13 protein-coding genes are annotated in these 17697 nt (G+C 61.1%); 10 read left to right on the forward strand and 3 right to left on the reverse strand.

Annotation, left to right across the window (positions count from 1 at the left end; translation table 11 throughout):
• Window positions 1-148: 148 nt before the first annotated feature.
• The 4 genes from dgcB (at window position 149) to ACI77H_RS02925 (ending at window position 4799) form a co-directional block, all read left to right on the forward strand.
• The gene (gene dgcB / locus ACI77H_RS02910) at window positions 149-2098 is read left to right on the forward strand and encodes a dimethylglycine demethylation protein DgcB (RefSeq protein WP_407010269.1); all 1950 of its coding nucleotides are present in this window, start codon (window positions 149-151) and stop codon (window positions 2096-2098) included.
• Window positions 2098-3318 (forward strand): electron transfer flavoprotein subunit alpha/FixB family protein, encoded by a 1221-nt coding sequence (locus tag ACI77H_RS02915; protein ID WP_407010270.1) that lies wholly within the window; start codon window positions 2098-2100, stop codon window positions 3316-3318. Before dgcB ends, ACI77H_RS02915 begins: the two co-directional genes overlap by 1 nt.
• A 15-nt stretch (window positions 3319-3333) precedes the next feature.
• Window positions 3334-4104: an electron transfer flavoprotein subunit beta gene (locus ACI77H_RS02920; protein ID WP_407010271.1), complete on the forward strand. Its 771-nt coding sequence runs from the start codon at window positions 3334-3336 to the stop codon at window positions 4102-4104.
• A 122-nt stretch (window positions 4105-4226) separates the two neighbouring features.
• A complete protein-coding gene (locus ACI77H_RS02925; RefSeq protein WP_407010272.1) occupies window positions 4227-4799 on the forward strand; it encodes an N-acetyltransferase family protein in 573 nt (190 codons plus the stop codon).
• An 885-nt stretch (window positions 4800-5684) separates the two neighbouring features.
• Here ACI77H_RS02925 and gbcA read toward each other — a convergent pair.
• On the reverse strand, window positions 5685-6980 hold the full coding sequence (gbcA, locus tag ACI77H_RS02930) for a glycine-betaine demethylase subunit GbcA (protein WP_407010274.1): 1296 nt from the start codon (window positions 6978-6980) through the stop codon (window positions 5685-5687).
• A gap of 285 nt (window positions 6981-7265) precedes the next feature.
• On the opposite strand from gbcA, the gene gbcB reads away from it, so the two are divergent.
• Window positions 7266-8366, forward strand: coding sequence for a glycine-betaine demethylase subunit GbcB (gene gbcB, locus ACI77H_RS02935; RefSeq protein WP_407010275.1), 1101 nt, complete (start codon window positions 7266-7268; stop codon window positions 8364-8366).
• Between the two features lie 135 nt (window positions 8367-8501).
• Here gbcB and ACI77H_RS02940 read toward each other — a convergent pair whose 3' ends face one another.
• Both ACI77H_RS02940 and ACI77H_RS02945 read right to left on the reverse strand, forming a co-directional pair.
• Window positions 8502-9326 (reverse strand): SDR family oxidoreductase, encoded by an 825-nt coding sequence (locus ACI77H_RS02940; protein WP_407010277.1) that lies wholly within the window; start codon window positions 9324-9326, stop codon window positions 8502-8504.
• 271 nt (window positions 9327-9597) lie between these two features.
• Window positions 9598-10638, reverse strand: coding sequence for a low specificity L-threonine aldolase (locus ACI77H_RS02945; protein WP_407010278.1), 1041 nt, complete (start codon window positions 10636-10638; stop codon window positions 9598-9600).
• A gap of 133 nt (window positions 10639-10771) precedes the next feature.
• Between ACI77H_RS02945 and ACI77H_RS02950 the strand changes: the two genes are divergently transcribed.
• The 5 genes from ACI77H_RS02950 to ACI77H_RS02970 all read left to right on the forward strand — a co-directional run bounded on the left by ACI77H_RS02950 (window position 10772) and on the right by ACI77H_RS02970 (window position 17650).
• Entirely contained in the window at window positions 10772-11482 is a 711-nt protein-coding gene (locus tag ACI77H_RS02950; protein ID WP_407010279.1) for a TraX family protein, read from the forward strand.
• A 282-nt stretch (window positions 11483-11764) separates the two neighbouring features.
• Window positions 11765-13018, forward strand: a complete 1254-nt coding sequence (glyA, locus tag ACI77H_RS02955) for a serine hydroxymethyltransferase (protein WP_407010280.1) — start codon at window positions 11765-11767, stop codon at window positions 13016-13018.
• Window positions 13019-13041: 23 nt separating this feature from the next.
• Complete coding sequence (locus ACI77H_RS02960; RefSeq protein ID WP_007947735.1) at window positions 13042-14292, forward strand: sarcosine oxidase subunit beta; 1251 nt, start codon at window positions 13042-13044, stop codon at window positions 14290-14292.
• Between the two features lie 14 nt (window positions 14293-14306).
• Window positions 14307-14636: a sarcosine oxidase subunit delta gene (locus ACI77H_RS02965; protein WP_219096998.1), complete on the forward strand. Its 330-nt coding sequence runs from the start codon at window positions 14307-14309 to the stop codon at window positions 14634-14636.
• Window positions 14633-17650, forward strand: coding sequence for a sarcosine oxidase subunit alpha (locus ACI77H_RS02970; protein ID WP_407010282.1), 3018 nt, complete (start codon window positions 14633-14635; stop codon window positions 17648-17650). Before ACI77H_RS02965 ends, ACI77H_RS02970 begins: the two co-directional genes overlap by 4 nt.
• Window positions 17651-17697: the final 47 nt, after the last annotated feature.

The raw sequence follows: 17697 nt of genomic DNA on the forward strand, positions 1-17697 counted from the left end.
AGCGGGCTTGCTCGCGAAAGCGGTGGATCAGACGACATCGATGTTGAATGTCAGTCCGTCTTCGCGAGCAAGCCCGCTCCCACAGGAATCGAGCAAGGCATCCAGGTAGTTAGGCCTGCAAGACCCTGCGGTCTTTGGGAGCTCCACCATGTTGAACACCCTTCTTCCAATCCTGTTGTTCGCAGCCCTGGGCCTTGCTGTCCTCGGCGCGTTGCGGCGGGTGGCTATGTGGCGCCGGGGCCGAGCCTCCAAGGTCGACCTGATCGGCGGCCTGCTGGCTATGCCCAAGCGTTACATGGTCGACTTGCACCACGTCGTCGCGCGGGACAAATACATCGCCAACACCCACGTGGCCACGGCCGGTGGTGCGGTGGCGTCCGTGGTGCTGGCGATTCTGGTGCACGGTTTCGGCCTGCATAACCGCTTCCTCGGCTATGCGCTGTTGCTGATGACGACGGTGATGTTCATCGGCGCGATCTTTGTCTACCTGCGTCGGCGCAACCCCCCAGCCCGTTTGTCCAAAGGCCCGTGGATGCGCCTGCCGAAAAGCCTGTTGGCGTTCTCGGCGTCGTTCTTCCTGGTGACCCTGCCGGTCGCCGGCATCCTCCCGGAAAACTTCGGTGGTTGGGTGGTGGCAGCGATCCTCGGTGTCGGTGTGCTGTGGGGCGTCTCGGAATTGTTCTTCGGCATGACCTGGGGCGGGCCGATGAAGCACGCCTTCGCCGGGGCCCTGCACCTGGCCTGGCACCGTCGTGCCGAACGTTTCAATGGCGGTCGTTCCACCGGTTTGAAACCGCTGGACCTCAATGACCCGACCGCGCCACTGGGAGTGGAAAAGCCCAAGGATTTCACCTGGAACCAACTGCTCGGTTTCGACGCCTGCGTGCAGTGCGGTAAATGCGAAGCGGCGTGCCCGGCGTTCGCCGCCGGCCAGCCGCTGAACCCGAAAAAGCTCATCCAGGACATGGTCGTCGGCCTCGCCGGTGGCACCGACGCCAAGTTCGCCGGCAGCCCCTATCCGGGCAAAGCCATCGGCGAACACGCGGGCAATCCGCATCAACCGATTGTTAACGGTCTGGTGGACGCTGAAACCCTGTGGTCCTGCACCACCTGCCGTGCCTGCGTCGAGGAATGCCCGATGATGATCGAGCACGTCGATGCCATCGTCGACATGCGCCGCCATCTGACCCTGGAAAAAGGCGCGACCCCGAACAAGGGCGCCGAAGTCCTCGAAAACCTGATCGCCACCGACAACCCGGGCGGTTTCGCACCGGGTGGGCGGATGAACTGGGCGGCGGACTTGAACCTCAATCTGCTCAGCGAAAAGAAATCCACCGACGTGCTGTTCTGGGTCGGCGACGGCGCCTTCGACATGCGTAACCAGCGCACCTTGCGCGCCTTCGTCAAAGTGCTGAAAGCGGCCAAAGTCGACTTCGCGGTACTCGGTCTCGAAGAGCGTGACAGCGGTGACGTGGCCCGACGTCTGGGCGACGAAGCGACCTTCCAGTTGTTGGCCAAACGCAACATCCAGACCCTGGCCAAGTACAGCTTCAACCGCATCGTCACTTGCGACCCACACAGCTTCCACGTGCTGAAAAACGAGTACGGCGCCTTCGACGGCAACTACCTGGTGCAGCACCACAGCACCTACATGGCGGAAATCATCGACGCGGGCGCGCTCAATCTCGGCCAGCACAAAGGCAGCAGCGTGACCTATCACGATCCGTGCTACCTCGGCCGCTACAACGGCGAGTACGAGGCGCCGCGTGAAGTGCTGCGCGCCCTCGGGATTGAAGTGAAAGAAATGCAACGCTCCGGTTTCCGCTCACGCTGCTGCGGCGGCGGTGGCGGTGCGCCGATTACCGACATCCCGGGCAAGCAACGGATCCCCGACATGCGCATGGACGACATCCGCGAAACCGGCGCCGAACTGGTGGCCGTGGGTTGTCCACAGTGCACCGCGATGCTCGAAGGCGTGGTCGAACCGCGTCCGTTGATCAAGGACATCGCCGAACTGGTGGCCGACGCCTTGCTCGAAGACGCAGCGCCAAGCAAACCGGGCACCCCGGCCCAACGTGAACCTGCGGAGGCCCACTGATGAGCGACATTATCCGCCGCGACCCCCGCGCCGAATGGATCGCCCGTAACCGTTTGCACCCGCTGCACGCGGCCATGCAACCGGCGCAACACAGCTGGATGGGGCCGAACGGCGTCATCCGCAAGAATCCTCACGGCATCGGTTTTATCGGTCCCAATGGCATCAAGCGAATCGACCGCAGCGGCGCGCAACAGGGCGGCGCGAGCAAACGTTCGGCTGCCGTTGAAGTGCAGTTGCCGCTGCATCAAGTGCCTGCACCGGCGTTCTACATCAGCGTGGTGCCGGACATGGTCGGCGGGCGCTTGAGCAGCCACGACCGTGACTTGCTCGGTCTGGCGCATCAATTGGCCGGCAAGGACGGCGCGGTATTGGCCGTGGTCTTCGGTGAACACAAGGAAAGTGCCTTCGCCACCGCTGGCGTCGATCGCTTGCTGGTGCTGGATGGCGATGAGTTCAGCGGTTATGCACCGGAACAACGGGTGCAGGGCCTGCGGGCTGTGGATAACCAGTTCAGCCCGCGTCATTGGCTGCTGCCGGACAGCCGCAGCGGTGGCGGTGAACTCGGTCGACGCTTTGCCGCTGCACTTGGCGAGCGCCCGGCCACGCGGGTCTGGCAGGTCAAGGATCAGGAGTGCATCGGTCGCGCAGGCGCCGGGTTACAAGACCTTGCACGTCCGGTGGCGCGCTTGATTCTGGCCGCTGTCGAGTGCGCAGAACCGGTCAGCGAAACCCGTCACGAAGCCTTGCCGGTGGAGTTGTCCACAACCGTCGCGCGCAGCTTGTCGCGGATCGAAGATCTCGGCGCGGTGGCGGTGGACCCGGCGGCGATTCCGATGGCCGAAGCCGAGTTCATCTTCTCCGGCGGCAACGGGGTCAAGGACTGGGGACTTTTCCACAGGACCGCCGAAGCCCTCGGCGCCACCGAAGGCGCGTCCCGGGTGGCGGTGGACGATGGTTTCATGGCTCGCGACCGACAGGTCGGCGCATCCGGCACCTGGGTCACTGCGCGGGTTTACGTGGCGGTGGGGATTTCCGGGGCGATCCAGCACCTGCAAGGCATCGGTGCCTGCGACAAGGTGGTGGCGATCAACCTCGACCCTGGTTGCGACATGATCAAACGGGCCGACCTGTCGGTGATCGGCGAGAGCGCCGAGATTCTTCAAGCCTTGATCGATGCGGTAGCGGCTTACCGCGACGACGCCAAGCGCGATGCGGCTTAAGGGAAGGAAAGGGTTATGAGCACGAAAATCATCAGCCTGGTGTCCATTGGCGCCCACCCGACTTCCGGCCGGCCACGTCGCGCCGAGCAGGACGCGCGCGCCGTGGAATTGGGTCTGCAACTGGCTGGGGATAACCTGCAAGTGTTGCACGCCGGTGATGTCGCGGAACCTGCGCTGCGCGCTTATCTGGGCATGGGCCTGGAACAGTTGCATGTGCTGGAACAACCCTGCGGCGCTGATGCCTTGCCGGCATTGACCGCGTATTTGCGCGATGCCGGGGCGCAAGTCGTACTGACTGGCAGCCAGGCAGAAACCGGCGAAGGCTCGGGCATGCTGCCGTTCCTGCTGGCCGAAAGCCTTGGCTGGCCGCTGGTGGTCGGGCTGGCTCAGGTTGAATCCATCGATGGCGGTTCGGCGCTTGTCTTGCAAGCGCTGCCGCGTGGTCAGCGCCGTCGGTTGAAGGTGCGGCTGCCGTTTCTCGCCACAGTGGATAACGCGGCGCCGAAGCCTCGGCAGAGCGCGTACGGCCCGGCTCGGCGCGGGGTGTTGCAGGCAGATGAAGTCGAAGTGATCGACGATGAACTGTTGGCAGTCGCGACCCTGCAACCGGCCAAGCCACGGCCTAAACGCTTGAAAGTGATCAAAGCCAAAAGCGGTGCGGACCGGATGAAAGCGGCGACGGCCAAAGCCAGTGGCGGCGGCGGGCAGGTGCTCAAGGGCGTGACTGCGCAAGCGGGTGCCGAGGCAATCCTCAAGTTGCTGATCGAAGAAGGTGTGGTTCGCTAACACATCACCTGCGCAAATCTAATGTGGGAGCGGGCTTGCTCGCGAAGAGGGCGGTTCAGTCGACATTGATGTTGTCTGATACACCGCTTTCGCGAGCAAGCCCGCTCCCACAAGGAAAAATAATGACCGTTGAATTTCGTTCGGCCCTGCGCGCGGACGCGCGCGAGATTGCTCGTCTGTTCCAGATTTCGTCAGAGGGCGCTTCGGATTACATCTGGAGTCAACTGGCCGAGCCAGGCCAGGATCTGTTGGAAGTGGGCGCCAGTCGTTATGCCCGCGACGATGTGGATTTCTCCTGGCAGAACTGCCTGATTGCCGAAGCAGACGGGCAGGTCATCGGCATGATGCACAGCTACGCGATGCGCCACGATCCGCTGGCCGAACCCACGACCGACCCGGTGCTGGCGCCGTATGCCGACATGGAAGTCCCCGACACGCTCTACATCTCCAGCCTCGCGCTGCACGAGGGCTGGCGCAATCAGGGCCTCGGCAAGCAGTTCCTCGGCCACGCGCACGAGCGCGCCAGCCAGTTGGGCCTCAAGGGTTTGAGCCTGATCGACTACGCCGTCAACACCGGCGCCCGCCGGTTCTACGAGCGCCAGGGCTTTCGCATCGTCGATACCTGCCAGATCACGCCACACCCGATGATTCGGGTTACGGGTGAAGCCTATTTGATGTATCGGCCTCAAGCATAAGCAAATCCCTGTGGGGGCGAGCCTGCTCGCGAAGAGGCCATCAAATTCAACGATGGTGTTGACCGGTTGACCTCTATCGCGAGCGAGCTTCCACAATTCGGATGCAGTTACCCACAATCCCTGTTAGCGCTTCTGTGGATAACGTGTTCGCCCATCGCTACACGCTATACAAATCAAGCCCTGCAAGCCTTCGTACAAAAAACAACCAGCCTAAGTTGCGGTTTTTTCTGGCTTTTTCCAGAGGATGAGACTGCTCGTTCACCAATACTTGCCCCCAATCTCTGTTGGCGCTTCTGTGGATAAGATGTTCGCTGTCCGCTACAGGCCTTATAAACCGGGCTTGTCCGGCGCATGATTAAAAAATGATCAATTTGCCGATTTAAAGCCACAAATCTCGCGCAAAGCCTGATTTATCGTGGCTTTCGGTGGTTTTCCACAGAGGCGCCGAAGTTGCCCCCAAAGTCTGTTGGCGCTTCTGTGGATAAGGTGTTCGCCATCCGCTACAGGCCACGTATTGCGTGGCTTTCAGGCATCAGGTCAAAAAACAACCAATCGCTGTGCAAAACCCTGCTTCTGGATAAGTCACGGATTTTCTTCGATTTCTGTGGAGAAAGTTATTCGTCATCACGCACTTGTCCCCATTTGCTGTGGGTGGAGGTGTGGATAACTTGTTTGCGGAAGGCTGGAAGCCGCGGAGGGCATAGCGCTGAACGGAATAGATCATATTTCGTACAGTTCTAAAACGGGGGGGATCAGGAGGGGATGTATTGCGAGGAGTGCCGCCATCGCGAGCACGCTTGCTCCTACAGGGACTCGGGGGCGTACACCCATTGTGTGAACGACCCGGACCTGTAGAAGCAAGCTTGCTCGCGATGCTTTTGATCTTTAACCCTGAACCGGCACCCCTTTGAGGTACGGCGCAGGCTCAGCCCCCAGATTGTTCAGCAGACGCTCGCTGTACCAGTCCACAAAGTTCACCACACCAAACTCATAGGTCTTGGAGTACGGGCCCGGCTGGTACGCCGTGGAGTTGATCCCGCGCTGGTTCTCTTCCGCCAGGCGACGGTCCTGGTCGTTGGTCGCATCCCAGACCTGGCGCATGCGCTCCACGTCGTAGTCCACGCCTTCAACCGCGTCCTTGTGCACGATCCACTTGGTGGTGACCATGGTTTCCTGCGCGCTGATCGGCCACACGGTGAAGACGATGATGTGGTCGCCCATGCAGTGGTTCCACGAGTGCGGCAGGTGCAGGATGCGCATCGAGCCCAGGTCCGGATTCTTGATGCGGCCCATGAGTTTGGCGCAGCCCTGTTTGCCGTCCAGGGTCATCGACACGGTGCCCTTGAGCAGCGGCATGCGCACGATGCGGTTACGCAGGCCGAAGCTGGCGTGAGCGTAAGGAATCTTTTCCGCTTCCCAGGCAGCGGCGGAGGCGGCGACGTGGTCCTTGAACGCCTGGTCGGCGCGCGGGTCGGTGACGTCGTCCCATTCCAGCAGGGTTTTCAGCAGTTCCGGGTGCGACGCGTTGCAGTGGTAGCACTCGCGGTTGTTTTCCAGCACCAGTTTCCAGTTGGCCTTTTCCATCAAGGTGGTGGTGATTGCCACCTTGGTGTTCTCCATGTCGTACGGTTCCATGTAATGGTTCAGCGTCGACAGGAAGTCATCAATGGCCGGCGGATTCTCCGACAGGCTGATGAAGATGTAGCCGCCGGCCGTCTTCACGTTCACCGGTTTGAGGCCGTACTGCTTCATGTCGAAGTCGGCGCCCATTTCGGTGCCGGCGAACAGCAGGCGACCGTCCAGTTCGTAGGTCCACTGGTGGTAGTGACAAACCAGCTTGGCGACCTTGCCTTTTTCGCTGGTGCACAGCCGCGAACCGCGGTGACGGCAGACGTTGTGGAACGCATGCACCACGCCCTCGGCGCCGCGAATCACGATGATCGGGTTCTTGCCGACTTGCAGGGTCAGGTAATTGCCCTTGGTCGGGATCTCGCAGGTCATGCCGGCGATCAACCACTCTTTCTGGAAGATCTCCTGCATGTCGATATCAAACAGCCGCTCGTCAGAGTAAAACGGCTGCGGCAGCGAGAAAGTACGCTCGCGCTCTTGCAACATCTGCGCGGTGGCCTTGCGTGCGGGTTCCAGCGGATCGCCCAGGCTGATTTTTGCGGTGACGTCCATCGATTAGATCCTCATGGCCATTCTGTGTGGCCGGCGAAATAGTGGCTGATGCGGTTTGCTACGCAAGGTGTAAAGAAACTGTCGTTGTGTGGAGCGAGTGTGGGGCCGGCGTTGCCCGGAACCTTATCCATGGGCGACATGGCCCAATCTGTTCCCGACGCGCAACCCCCGGTAGTTGGGGGCTGGTCGCGATAAGTATGTGAATGTCGCAGATAGGTAAATGGGTGGCCTGCGCTATACGCAGAATCGTCAACATAAGGCCGACCATCGGCGGTGGAGAACAGCATGTCCAACAGCTTCCTGAATCCGGTAACCACCCAGACCTGGGCCAATGGTCGACACATCGTCCGTTGCGTCAAAGTCATCCAGGAAACCTGGGATGTGCGCACCTTCTGCTTTATGGCCGACCAGCCGATCCTGTTCTTCTTCAAGCCGGGTCAGTTCGTCACCCTGGAGCTGGAAATCGACGGCGTGCCGATCATGCGCTCCTACACCATTTCCAGCTCGCCGTCGGTGCCGTACAGCTTTTCCGTGACCATCAAGCGCGTACCGGGCGGCAAGGTGTCGAACTGGCTGCACGACACCCTGCATGAAGGTCAGGAACTGGCGGTGCACGGGCCGGTCGGGCTGTTCAACGCCATGGACTTCACCGCGCCGAAAGTGCTCTACCTCAGCGGCGGTGTCGGTATTACGCCGGTGATGTCGATGACGCGCTGGTTCTACGACACCAACGGCAACGTCGACATGGTGTTTATCCACAGCGCCCGTTCGCCGAAAGACATCATTTACCACCGCGAGCTGGAACACATGGCGTCGCGGATCGACAACTTCAGCCTGCACCTGATCTGCGAGAAGCATGGCCTGGGCGAGCCGTGGGCCGGTTATCGCGGTTACCTGAATCACAAGATGCTCGAACTGATGGCGCCGGACTTCCTTGAGCGCGAAGTGTTCTGCTGCGGCCCGACGCCGTACATGAATGCGGTGAAACGCATGCTCGAAGCCGCCGGTTTCGACATGAAGCGCTATCACGAGGAGTCCTTCGGTGCCACGCCACCGGAAGCTCGTGCGGATGCGGTGGAACAGGCCGAAATTGCTGCCGACGCGCCGGAAGTCGATTTGGCGGACCTGCATCAAGTCGAATTTATCTCGTCCGGCAAGAGTATTCGCGTGGCCCCGGGTGAAACCGTGCATGCGGCGGCGGCCAAGCTCGGCCTGCTGATTCCGAAGGCCTGCGGGATGGGCATCTGCGGTACGTGCAAGGTGATGAAGCTGGGAGGCGAGGTCGAGATGGACCACAACGGCGGGATTACCGAGGAAGACGAAGCCGAGGGCTACATCCTGTCGTGCTGCAGCGTGCCGAAGGGTGATGTGCGCATCGAGTTTTAATACACGCAACGCAACCTGTGGGAGCGAGCTTGCTCGCGATGACGGCGGTACATTCAACATCAACGTTGCCTGACCTACCGCTATCGCGGGCAAGCCCGCTCCCACAGGTTTCGCGGTGTCATGACTGACCGTTTATTAATCGATAAACAGGTCAGGCATCAGTTTGTCACTGCTGTCGGGGGCGAACCGATAGTGATCGAATTCGGTCACGCCATGCTCCCGAAGTATTTCCTCATCAATCAGCAACCGACCGGTGATGCGGCGACCGCTGCTGTCCAGAATCACATGAGCCGCATCCGCCATGATTGCCGGGGTTCGCGCGTGTTTGAAGGACTCCCGCGAGCCGAGCTGAAACTCGATGGCGGCGGTGGCGATCATGGTCTGCGGCCACAGCGAGTTGACGCTGATACCGTAGTTCCTGAATTCCTCGCTCATGCCCAACGTGAGCATGCTCATGCCGTATTTGGTCACGGTGTACGGGCTGTATTGGGCAAACCACTGGGTGGCCAGGTTGAGTGGCGGAGACAGGTTGAGGATGTGGCCGCTGCTCTTCTTCAGGTAAGGCAGGGCGGCCTGGCTGCACAGCAACACGGCGCGGGTGTTGATCTGGTGCATCAGGTCAAAGCGCTTGAGCTCGATGTGTTGAACGCCGGTCAGCTTGATTGCGCCGGCATTGTTGATCAGCGCATCGATGCCGCCGAAATGTTCGTTGGCCTGGGCCAGTGCTTCGCGCACTGCGACTTCATCGCGCACATCCACCTGCAAGGCCAGCGCTTTGCCGCCGACGGCTTCGACTTCTTTCGCGACGCTGAAAATCGTGCCCGGCAGTTTGGGATGCGGCTCGGCACTTTTGGCCGCAATCACAATGTTGGCCCCCTCCCGCGCCGCCCGCAGTGCGATCTCACGACCAATCCCGCGACTGGCGCCGGTGATGAACAGGGTTTTGCCTTGTAGGGACATGCGTGCGCTCCTGATTATTGTTATCTGAGCGATTCAATGTAGACCAAGGCGGGTGGTGCGATCATGCAGTCATCGATGTCGCCAGAGCGGACACCGGGTCGCCTGGATCGCTGGCAAGCCAGCTCCTGCAGGTTTGTGTCGTCCACAAGAGGGATGCTTTGATGCGAAATTGTAGGAGTCGGCTTGCCGGCGATGGCGGTGTGTCGGGCACACCGCGTCGAGGCGATCGCTGGCAAGCCAGCTCCTACAGGCTTTGTGTCGTCATCGAGAGTTAGCGGGACATCACTTCGCGGATATCCGCCGCCAACTCACGAACACGTTCTTCTTCGGTGTCCCACGAGCACATGAACCGTGCGCCGCCGTTGCCGATGAAGGTGTAGAAGCGCCAGCCCTTGGCGGTCAGTGCGGCGATCGCCGGTTCCGAGAGTTGCAGGAATACACCGTTGGCCTGCACCGGGAACATCAGTTCCACGCCTTGAATGTCGCTGACCAGTTCCGCCAGCAGTTGCGCGCAGTGGTTGGCGTGTTTGGCGTATTTGAGCCAGGCGTCGTTTTCCAGAATTCCGACCCACGGCGCCGAGAGGAAACGCATCTTCGAGGCCAGTTGCCCGGCCTGTTTGCAGCGGTAGTCGAAGTCTTCGGCCAGTTTGTGGTTGAAGAACAGAATCGCCTCGCCCACCGCCATGCCGTTTTTCGTGCCGCCGAAGCACAACACGTCAACGCCGGCCTTCCAGGTCAGGTCGGCCGGTGTGCAGCCGAGGAATGCGCAGGCGTTGGAGAAACGCGCGCCGTCCATGTGCAGGTTCAGGCCGAGTTCTTTGCAGGTAGCGCTGATGGCGCGGATTTCTTCCGGGGTGTAGACGCTGCCGACTTCAGTGGCTTGAGTCAGGGTCACGACGCGCGGTTTCGGGTAGTGGATGTCCTGGCGCTTGAGGGCTACTTCGCGGATCGATTCCGGGGTCAGCTTGCCGTTCTCGGTGCGGGCGACCAGCAATTTGGAGCCGTTGGAAAAGAATTCCGGGGCGCCGCATTCGTCGGTTTCGACGTGGGCGGTTTCCGAGCAGATCACGCTGTGGTAACTCTGGCACAGCGACGACAGGGCCAGCGAGTTGGCAGCGGTGCCGTTGAACGCGAAGAACACTTCGCAGTCGGTTTCGAACAGTTTGCGGAAATCATCGGACGCGCGAGCGGTCCATTCATCGTCGCCGTAAGCGCGTTGGTGGCCGTGGTTGGCCTGTTCCATCGCGGCCCAGGCTTCAGGGCAGATACCGGAATAGTTGTCGCTGGCGAATTGTTGGCTCTTATCGGTCATGGCCCTGCTTTCCGTGGTCGGGACGCTTATGGTGAAGCGTCTCGTGGTCAATGATGGTGCGCACTTTACCGAAGATCATCCGGCGAGCACACAGGATGCGTCTGACAGAAAAACACAAAGACGACGGGCAATTATGCACATGACGCAACGGGATGGGGCACTGGATCTGCTGAAGTGGCTGGCGCTGCTGAGCATGGTGCTCGATCACCTGCGATATGTCGGTTACTCCCTCGATTTTCTGTATGTGCCAGGGCGACTGGCATTCCCGTGGTTCTGTCTGGCGATGGCGGCGAACCTGGCGCGTTCACGGCAATTAACACATCAATGGCGCTATCTGGGCTGGTTAGTGCTGTTCAGTGCCATCAGCGAAATCCCTTACAGGATGTTCATTCCTGATCCCGACACTTTGAACGTGTTGCCTACGCTGGCCCTTGGGCTGTTGGTTGCGCGTGGCTGGCAGCAGCCAACGCTGCAATCGCGACTGTTGGCTGTCGGCGCTCTAACGCTGGCGGCGCTGTTCCCGCAATGGCTGATGTTTGGTTTCTTCGGTGTGCTGTTGCCACTGGCGATGTTGCTGGTGTTGAGGCGGCCCTGGTATTTCAGCCTGTTGCCGGGATTGATCTGTCTGGCCGCCAATCAATGGGAGGTGCTGTATCACGCCACGCGGTTTGGCAGCACTGCCGCCATCCTCGGCATCGCCACTTGTCTGATCGCGCCATTGCTCGGGCTGTTCCTGTTGCGACATGCCCGGCATTTCCAGCCGCCGCCAATGCGGCGTTGGGCGTATGCCTTGTATCCGTTGCATTTCCTCCTGCTGCTAATCATCCACCACATTGCCGCATAACCCTGTGGGAGCTGGCTTGCCAGCGATAGCGTTGGGTCAGTCGCCTTCACTGCTGAATGTGCCGCCACCATCGCTGGCAAGCCAGCTCCCACAGGGTTTCTCGCTGATTTGAGAATGGGGCTCGGCCTGTCATTTCCCGCCATGTCGTAAACGCACCTTTGCGTGGCGTCCATAGGCATTTGACCTGTCTGCGCCGGTCATACCATCGCTATCAAAGGGCACTGCCGAAACGCCGTGCCTTACCGAGACGAATGGCGCACAGATGCCGCTGGGAGAGACGCGATGTTCAGCAAGCAAGACCAGATCCAGGGTTACGACGATGCACTGCTGGCGGCGATGAATGCCGAGGAGCAACGCCAGGAAGATCACATCGAGCTGATCGCGTCCGAGAACTACACCAGCAAACGCGTCATGGAAGCGCAAGGCAGCGGCCTGACCAACAAATACGCCGAAGGCTATCCGGGCAAGCGCTACTACGGTGGCTGCGAGCACGTCGACAAGGTTGAAGCCCTGGCCATCGAACGCGCCAAGCAACTGTTCGGCGCCGATTACGCGAACGTCCAGCCGCACTCCGGTTCTTCCGCGAACAGCGCCGTTTACCTGGCCCTGATCCAGGCGGGCGACACCATTCTGGGCATGAGCCTGGCTCACGGCGGTCACCTGACCCACGGTGCCAAGGTGTCGTCCTCGGGCAAGCTGTACAACGCCGTGCAGTACGGCATCGACACCAAGACCGGCTTGATCGACTACGACGAAGTCGAGCGTCTGGCCGTCGAATGCAAGCCGAAGATGATCGTTGCCGGCTTCTCGGCTTATTCCAAGACCCTCGACTTCCCGCGCTTCCGTCAGATCGCTGACAAGGTCGGCGCGCTGCTGTTCGTCGACATGGCTCACGTCGCCGGTCTGGTCGCTGCCGGCCTGTACCCGAACCCGCTGCCGTATGCCGATGTGGTCACCACCACCACCCACAAGACCCTGCGCGGTCCACGTGGCGGCCTGATCCTGTGCAAGGCCAACGAAGAGATCGAGAAAAAGCTCAACTCCGCCGTATTCCCCGGCGCACAGGGCGGCCCGCTGATGCACGTGATCGCCGGTAAGGCGGTGTGCTTCAAGGAAGCGCTGGAGCCAGGTTTCAAGGCTTACCAACAACAAGTGATCGACAACGCCCAGGCCATGGCCGGCGTATTTATCAAACGCGGCTACGATGTAGTGTCCGGCGGCACCGATAACCACCTGTTCCTGGTCAGCCTGATCCGTCAGGGCCTCACCGGCAAAGAGGCGGATGCAGCACTCGGTCGCGCCCACATCACCGTGAACAAGAACGCTGTCCCGAACGATCCACAGTCGCCGTTCGTCACTTCCGGCCTGCGCATCGGCACCCCGGCGGTGACCACGCGCGGCTTCAAGGTGACCCAGTGCGTCACGCTGGCCGGCTGGATCTGCGACATCCTCGACAACCTCGGCGACGCCGATGTCGAGGCGAATGTCGCGCAGCAAGTATCGGCCCTGTGCGCGGACTTCCCGGTTTATCGCTGAGCGCGGTTTTGGAGTAAATGACTATGCAACGCTACTCGGGCTTCGGCCTCTTCAAACACTCCCTCAGCCATCACGAAAACTGGCAGAAAATGTGGCGCACGCCGACCCCTAAAAAGGTCTATGACGTGGTCATCGTCGGCGGTGGCGGGCATGGTCTCGCCACGGCTTACTACCTGGCCAAGGAACACGGCATCACCAACGTGGCCGTGGTCGAGAAAGGCTGGCTGGGCGGCGGTAACACCGCGCGCAACACCACCATCGTTCGCTCCAACTACCTGTGGGACGAGTCGGCGCACCTGTACGAACACGCGATGAAATTGTGGGAAGGCCTGTCCCAGGACCTGAACTACAACGTGATGTTCTCCCAGCGCGGCGTTTACAACCTGTGCCACACCCTGCAGGACATTCGTGATTCTGAACGTCGGGTCAGCGCCAACCGCCTCAACGGCGTGGACGGCGAGCTGCTCGATGCCAAGCAAGTGGCGGACGAGATCCCGTACCTCGACTGCTCGAAGAACACTCGCTACCCGGTGATGGGCGCAACCGTCCAGCGTCGCGGCGGCGTGGCCCGTCACGATGCCGTGGCGTGGGGCTTTGCCCGTGCCGCCGACGCACTGGGCGTGGACCTGATCCAGCAGACCGAAGTGATCGGTTTCCGCAAGGAAAACGGCGTGTGCATCGGCGTTGAAACCAACAAGGGCTTCATCGGCGCCAAGCGCGTCGGCGTAGTGACTGCCGGTAACTCCGGGCACATGGCCAAGCTTGCCGGTTTCCGTCTGCCGATCGAATCCCACCCGCTGCAAGCGCTGGTGTCCGAGCCGATCAAACCGATTATCGACAGCGTGATCATGTCCAACGCCGTGCACGGCTACATCAGCCAGTCCGACAAGGGCGACCTGGTGATCGGCGCCGGTATCGACGGCTACAACGGCTACGGCCAGCGTGGTTCGTACCCGGTGATCGAGCACACCATCCAGGCCATCGTCGAGATGTTCCCGGTGTTGTCCCGCGTGCGCATGAACCGGCAGTGGGGCGGCATCGTCGACACCACGCCGGATGCCTGCCCGATCATCTCGAAAACCCCGGTCCCGAACATGTTCTTCAACTGCGGTTGGGGCACCGGTGGCTTCAAGGCAACACCTGGCTCGGGCAACGTGTTTGCCGCGAGTCTGGCCAAGGGTGAAATGCACCCGTTGGCCGCACCTTTCTCCATCGACCGTTTCCACAACGGTGCGTTGATCGATGAGCACGGCGCTGCTGCGGTTGCCCACTAACAGGAGAAATCCCCATGTTGCATATCTTCTGTCCTCACTGCGGCGAACTGCGCTCCGAAGAGGAATTCCACGCATCCGGCCAGGCGCACATCCCGCGTCCACTGGATCCGAACACCTGCACCGACGAGGAGTGGGGCGACTACATGTTCTTCCGCGATAACCCTCGCGGTCTGCACCACGAGCTGTGGGATCACGTCGCCGGTTGCCGTCAGTACTTCAACGCCACCCGCGACACCGTGACCTACGAGATTCTCGAGACCTACAAGATCGGCACCAAGCCACAATTCACCGACAAGACCGATAGCTCGAAAGCGGCTACGACGGCTCTGGGAGAGAAGGTATGAGCCAGATCAATCGCCTGTCCAACGGCGGACGGATCGACCGCAACAAAGTGCTGAGCTTCACCTTCAACGGCCAGGTCTACAAAGGCTTTGAAGGCGATTCTCTGGCCGCTGCATTGCTGGCCAACGGTGTCGACATCATCGGTCGCAGCTTCAAATACTCCCGTCCGCGCGGCATTTTCGCCGCCGGTGCCGAAGAGCCGAACGCCGTGCTGCAGATCGGCGCGACCGAAGCCACGCAGATCCCCAACGTACGCGCCACGCAACAAGCGCTCTATCAAGGCCTGGTCGCCACCAGCACCAACGGCTGGCCAAGCGTGAACAACGACATGATGGGGATTCTCGGCAAGGTCGGCGGCAAGCTGATGCCGCCGGGCTTCTACTACAAAACCTTCATGTACCCGCAATCGTTCTGGATGACTTACGAGAAGTACATTCGTAAGGCCGCCGGTCTTGGCCGCTCGCCGACCGAAAACGATCCGGACACCTACGACTACATGAACCAGCACTGCGACGTGCTGATCGTCGGCGGTGGCCCGGCGGGCCTGGCCGCTGCACTGGCAGCTGCGCGCAGCGGTGCTCGCGTCATTCTGGCCGATGAGCAGGAAGAGTTCGGCGGCAGCCTGCTCGACTCCCGCGAAAGCCTCGATGGCAAGCCGGCCACCGAGTGGGTCGCCAGCGTCATTGCCGAACTGAAAGACACCCCGGACGTGCTGCTGTTGCCGCGCGCCACGGTCAACGGTTACCACGACCATAACTTCCTGACCATTCACGAGCGCCTGACCGATCACCTCGGCGACCGCGCCCCGATTGGCCAGGTGCGTCAGCGCATCCACCGGGTTCGCGCCAAACGTGTGGTGCTGGCGACCGGCGCTCACGAGCGTCCACTGGTCTACGGCAACAACGACGTGCCGGGCAACATGCTCGCCGGTGCTGTGTCGACTTATGTGCGTCGTTACGGCGTGGCACCGGGCAAGAAACTGGTGCTGTCGACCAACAACGATCACGCCTACCGCGTTGCCCTGGATTGGCTCGATGCCAGCCTGCAAGTGGTGGCCATCGCTGACGCCCGCAGCAACCCGCGTGGTGCGCTGGTGGAAGAAGCACGCGCCAAAGGCATTCGCATCCTGACCGGCAGCGCCGTGATCGAAGCTCGTGGCAGCAAGCACGTGACTGCCGCTCGCGTCGCCGCAATCGACGTCAAAGCACACGCCGTGACCAGTCCTGGCGAGTGGCTCGATTGCGATTTGATCGCCAGTTCCGGCGGTTACAGCCCGGTGGTTCACCTGGCTTCGCACCTCGGCGGCAAGCCGATCTGGCGTGAAGACATCCTCGGTTTCGTACCGGGCGAAGCACCGCAGAAACGCGTGTGCGTCGGTGGCATCAACGGCGTCTACGGCCTCGGCGATTCCCTGGCCGATGGTTTTGAAGGTGGCGCTCGCGCCGCCAGCGAAGCCGGTTTCAGCGTGGTCGAAGGCACCTTGCCGAAAGCCCTGAGCCGTCTGGAAGAGCCGACGCTGGCGCTGTTCCAGGTGCCGCACGAAAAGAACACCGCACGGGCACCGAAGCAATTCGTCGACCTGCAAAACGACGTCACCGCCGCTGCCATCGAACTGGCGACCCGCGAAGGCTTCGAGTCGGTCGAGCACGTCAAACGCTACACCGCACTGGGCTTCGGCACTGACCAGGGCAAGCTCGGCAACGTCAACGGCCTGGCCATCGCCGCCCGTTCGCTGAACGTGACCATCCCGCAGATGGGCACCACCATGTTCCGTCCGAACTACACGCCGGTGACCTTCGGCGCCGTGGCCGGCCGTCACTGTGGGCACATCTTCGAACCCGTCCGTCACACCGCGCTGCATCACTGGCACGTGAAGAACGGCGCCGAGTTCGAAGACGTCGGTCAGTGGAAACGTCCGTGGTACTTCCCGAAAAACGGGGAAGACATTCACACCGCCGTGAAACGCGAATGCAAAGCCGTGCGCGACAGCGTCGGCCTGCTGGACGCCTCGACCCTCGGCAAGATCGACATTCAAGGCCCGGATGCGCGTGAGTTCCTCAACCGCATCTACACCAACGCCTGGACCAAGCTCGACGTGGGCAAGGCGCGTTATGGCCTGATGTGCAAAGAAGACGGCATGGTGTTCGACGACGGCGTTACCGCTTGCCTCGCCGACAACCACTTCGTCATGACCACCACCACTGGCGGCGCGGCACGCGTGCTGCAATGGCTGGAAATCTACTCCCAGACCGAATGGCCAGAACTGAAGGTGTACTTCACTTCCGTGACCGATCACTGGGCAACCATGACCCTGTCCGGGCCGAACAGCCGCAAGCTGCTCAGCGAAGTCACCGACATCGACCTGAGCAACGAAGCCTTCCCGTTCATGACCTGGAAAGAAGGCTTGGTCGGCGGTGTTCCGGCGCGGGTGTTCCGGATTTCGTTTACCGGTGAGCTGTCGTACGAAGTCAACGTGCAAGCCGACTACGCCATGGGCGTACTCGAAAAAATCGCCGAGGCTGGCAAAAAGTACAACCTGACGCCGTACGGCACCGAAACCATGCACATCCTGCGGGCCGAGAAGGGCTTCATCATCGTCGGTCAGGACACCGACGGCTCGATGACCCCGGACGACTTGAACATGGGCTGGTGTGTCGGTCGCACCAAACCGTTCTCGTGGATCGGCTGGCGTGGCATGAACCGCGAAGACTGCGTGCGCGATCAGCGCAAACAACTGGTGGGCCTCAAGCCGATCGATCCAACCAAATGGCTGCCGGAAGGTGCGCAACTGGTGTTCAACACCAAGCAGACGATTCCGATGACGATGGTCGGTCACGTCACCTCCAGCTACCTGCACAACTCCCTCGGCTATTCGTTTGCCATGGGCGTGGTCAAGGGCGGCTTGAAGCGGATCGGTGAACGCGTGTTCGCTCCGCTGGCGGATGGCAGCGTGATCGAGGCGGAAATCGTTTCTTCGGTGTTCTTCGATCCGAAGGGTGATCGCCAGAACATTTGATGGCCTCGGGGCCTGTGGGCGGGCAGTTGCACCGAGTCGTCTGAGCG

The sequence above is a fragment of the Pseudomonas sp. O230 genome (genome assembly GCF_045447035.1).
GTDB lineage: Bacteria > Pseudomonadota > Gammaproteobacteria > Pseudomonadales > Pseudomonadaceae > Aquipseudomonas.

Excerpts from the sequence above, each read along its gene's own strand:
- ACI77H_RS02970 (WP_407010282.1), top strand. The coding sequence starts at position 14,633 with ATGAGCCAGATCAATCGCCTGTCCAACGGCGGACGGATCGACCGCAAC.
- ACI77H_RS02940 (WP_407010277.1), bottom strand. The coding sequence starts at position 9,326 with ATGTCCCTACAAGGCAAAACCCTGTTCATCACCGGCGCCAGTCGCGGG.
- ACI77H_RS02945 (WP_407010278.1), bottom strand. The coding sequence starts at position 10,638 with ATGACCGATAAGAGCCAACAATTCGCCAGCGACAACTATTCCGGTATC.
- ACI77H_RS02965 (WP_219096998.1), top strand. The coding sequence starts at position 14,307 with ATGTTGCATATCTTCTGTCCTCACTGCGGCGAACTGCGCTCCGAAGAG.
- gbcB (WP_407010275.1), top strand. The coding sequence starts at position 7,266 with ATGTCCAACAGCTTCCTGAATCCGGTAACCACCCAGACCTGGGCCAAT.
- ACI77H_RS02960 (WP_007947735.1), top strand. The coding sequence starts at position 13,042 with ATGCAACGCTACTCGGGCTTCGGCCTCTTCAAACACTCCCTCAGCCAT.
- dgcB (WP_407010269.1), top strand. The coding sequence starts at position 149 with ATGTTGAACACCCTTCTTCCAATCCTGTTGTTCGCAGCCCTGGGCCTT.
- ACI77H_RS02920 (WP_407010271.1), top strand. The coding sequence starts at position 3,334 with ATGAGCACGAAAATCATCAGCCTGGTGTCCATTGGCGCCCACCCGACT.
- ACI77H_RS02925 (WP_407010272.1), top strand. The coding sequence starts at position 4,227 with ATGACCGTTGAATTTCGTTCGGCCCTGCGCGCGGACGCGCGCGAGATT.
- glyA (WP_407010280.1), top strand. The coding sequence starts at position 11,765 with ATGTTCAGCAAGCAAGACCAGATCCAGGGTTACGACGATGCACTGCTG.
- gbcA (WP_407010274.1), bottom strand. The coding sequence starts at position 6,980 with ATGGACGTCACCGCAAAAATCAGCCTGGGCGATCCGCTGGAACCCGCA.
- ACI77H_RS02915 (WP_407010270.1), top strand. The coding sequence starts at position 2,098 with ATGAGCGACATTATCCGCCGCGACCCCCGCGCCGAATGGATCGCCCGT.
- ACI77H_RS02950 (WP_407010279.1), top strand. The coding sequence starts at position 10,772 with ATGCACATGACGCAACGGGATGGGGCACTGGATCTGCTGAAGTGGCTG.